The organism is Bradyrhizobium sp. P2_E8 (assembly GCF_056403875.1).
This window is the reverse complement of record NZ_JBFUES010000991.1, coordinates 1-2,702: the sequence shown is the minus strand read 5'-3', so window position 1 is coordinate 2,702 and position 2,702 is coordinate 1. Positions and strand designations below refer to the sequence as shown.

The 2,702-nt window shown below is 65.1% G+C and carries 3 protein-coding genes and 1 tRNA gene; 2 read left to right on the top strand and 2 right to left on the bottom strand.

Annotation, left to right across the window (positions count from 1 at the left end; translation table 11 throughout):
* Positions 1-36: 36 nt before the first annotated feature.
* On the bottom strand, positions 37-900 hold the full coding sequence (locus AC1D00_RS35545; protein ID WP_477013881.1) for an alpha/beta fold hydrolase: 864 nt from the start codon (positions 898-900) through the stop codon (positions 37-39).
* A 134-nt stretch (positions 901-1,034) separates the two neighbouring features.
* Here AC1D00_RS35545 and AC1D00_RS35540 point away from each other — a divergent pair.
* Positions 1,035-1,124 (top strand) — tRNA-Ser (locus AC1D00_RS35540).
* Here the strand turns inward: AC1D00_RS35540 and AC1D00_RS35535 are convergent.
* On the bottom strand, positions 1,092-1,451 hold the full coding sequence (locus AC1D00_RS35535; RefSeq protein ID WP_477013880.1) for a LysR family transcriptional regulator: 360 nt from the start codon (positions 1,449-1,451) through the stop codon (positions 1,092-1,094). The genes AC1D00_RS35540 and AC1D00_RS35535 overlap by 33 nt on opposite strands.
* Before the next feature lie 134 nt (positions 1,452-1,585).
* On the opposite strand from AC1D00_RS35535, the gene AC1D00_RS35530 reads away from it, so the two are divergent.
* On the top strand, positions 1,586-2,702 hold a 1,117-nt coding region (locus tag AC1D00_RS35530; protein ID WP_477013879.1), incomplete at its 3' end, for an FAD-dependent monooxygenase.

Genomic DNA, 2,702 nt, shown 5'->3' with positions numbered 1-2,702 from the left:
TTCCGATTCCATCGGAACGGAATTGGTGCTCGAGCTTCAGCTCCAGCCGACGCGCTGAAAGAACGCCGCGATCTCCGCGGCCGCGCGATCCGGATCTTCCCGATGCGGGAAGTGACCGGCGCCGGGAAACATCGCGAGATCGAGCGCGCTGAACGTCTCGCCGAGCCGGTCGGTCCACGCATAGGGAAACAGCGGATCGTGCTCGGCCCAGCGCACGCAGGTCGGCACATCGATCGGCGGCAGCTGTGGAGCCTCGCCCTTCATCATCGCGACGCGCCCGGCATGCGAGGCGCGATAATGCGCAAAGCCGCCGGCGAGATTGCCGTCCTTGAAGAAGTTGTCGGCGAAGGCGTCGAGGACGTCGTCGAAGGCGTCTTTTCGATGCGCCCAGCCCTTCAGGAAGTGGCCGATATAGAGGCGGCAGTTTTCGCGGCTGGCGCCGACGAGCGCGGGCGCCATCTCCATCTGGTGGAAGGACTGGTACCAGATGTGGTTGAGCCTATCGGGCGCCGCCATGCGCGGCCCGATGCCGGGAAAGACGAAATCAAAGAAAAACAGCCCCGCGAGCCGCTCCGGCGCCCGCCGCGCCAAAGGCTGCATGACGGCGCCGCCGACATCGTGGCCGACGACGCCGAATCGGTCGATGCCGAGCCCGTCCATCAGCGCCAGCATGTCGGCGGCATGGCCATCCGGCCCGTAAGGCCCGTCAGGCTTGTCGCTGTTGCCGAAGCCGCGCAGATCGGGCGCGATCAGCGTGAAGCGATCGGCCAGCCGGGCCATCACCGGCTCCCAGGTCAGCCAGAATTCCGGCCAACCATGCAGCAAAAGCAGCGGTTTGCCCTTTCCAGCGCGAACCAGGTGGAAATCGGCGCCATTGGCCTTGATCGTCAGATGCTCCATCGCGGTTCCTCCTGACCTGAAGGGCCGGGTGAAAGAGGCAGCGGATTTTCCTCCTTCGCGCCTTGTCTGGCCCGCCATCCTCGCCTATTAACGCCCCCAACCACAGGGGCCCTGCTCCTAATATGGCGCCTTCAGGAGAGGTGGCAGAGTGGTTGAATGCACCGCACTCGAAATGCGGCATAGGTGCAAGCCTATCGGGGGTTCGAATCCCTCCCTCTCCGCCATAATAAAACGGCTTCGAGAAAGCCCCGCAAAATCAGCCTGATGTCGTCGACGCCCGCCCGGATTGCCCCGCCAGCACCGTCCGCGCCGTCGCCCATGCGCCGTGACAGGCCCAGCGCATCGCCGAGCATCCGTTCGGCCGCGAGGAAAGCCTCATTGGCGGCCAAGGTCGGCTGCACCGAACGCGTGGAGCGATCGAACAGTTTGACGCCGAGCTGGGTTTCGAGCTGCTGGATCAACAGGCTCGCCGCCGACTGCGTGATCCCGAGCTCGCGCGCGGCCCGCGTGATGCTGCTGCGGGTGCGATAGACGCCGGTGAAGGCTCGCAATTGGCGCAAGGTGACATTCATCGGCAATACTCATGAATTGATGAGTTCTTTCTGGCTTATCTCATAAGCGAGCCTGCAATAAAATGCATGTTGCGCGGGGAGAATCCGCAGCGAGGCGAGCAGTGGAGATGAGCATGAGGACACAGGTGCTGGTCGTGGGCGCCGGGCCGGTGGGACTGACCGCGGCCATGGATCTGGCCTCGCGCGGGATCGACGTCGTCGTCGCGGAGATCCGCCATGCCGGCGATCCGCCCAGCGTCAAATGCAATCACGTCTCGGCGCGCTCGATGGAAGTCTTCCGCCGGCTCGGCGTCGCCGCAAAGCTGCGCGATGCGGGCCTGCCTGCGGACTTCCCGAATGATTGCTCCTACCGGACCACGGCGACCGGCATCGAGCTGTGCCGCATCGACATTCCCTCGCGGGTGCGCCGTTACAGCGCAACCGGCGGCCCGGACACCTGGTGGCCGACGCCCGAGCCGCCGCACCGGATCAACCAGGTCTATCTCGAGCCGATCCTGTTCAGCCATGCCGCCGCTCAAGCGCGCATCACCATTCTGGCGCGCACGGAAATCACCGACATCGAGCAGGGCGACGGCCATGTGATCGCACTGGCGCGCGACCTCGACAGCGGGAGCTCGCTTCGCATCGAAGCGTCCTTCGTGATCGGCTGCGACGGCAGCCGTTCCCTGGTTCGCAAATCGATCGGTGCCAGCCTGTCCGGCACGCCGGTGATCCAGCGCGTGCAGTCGACTTTCATCGAAGCGCCGCAGCTCAAGGAGCTGATGGGCGCGCACAAGCCGGCCTGGATGGTGCTCTCGCTCAACCCGCGACGCTCGGGCACCACGGTTGCGATCGACGGTCACGACCGCTGGCTGATCCACAACCACCTCAAGCCCGACGAGCCCGAGTTCGATTCGGTCGATCGGGACTGGGCGATCCGCGCCATCCTCGGCGTCGACGAGCGCTTCGAATACCGGGTCCTCAGCAAGGAGGACTGGGTCGGGCGCCGGCTGGTGGCCGATCGTTTCCGCGACCGCAGGGTCTTCATCTGCGGCGACGCTGCGCATCTGTGGATGCCCTATGCCGGCTACGGCATGAATGCAGGCATCGCAGATGCCGTCGATCTCTGCTGGCAATTGGCGGCGCATCTGAACGGGTGGGCGCCGGCTTCGATCCTCGACGCTTATGAAGCGGAGCGTCAGCCCATCACCGAGCAGGTGTCGCGCTTCGCGATGGACCATGCGATGAAGA

Excerpts from the sequence above, each read along its gene's own strand:
- AC1D00_RS35545 (WP_477013881.1), bottom strand. The coding sequence starts at position 900 with ATGGAGCATCTGACGATCAAGGCCAATGGCGCCGATTTCCACCTGGTT.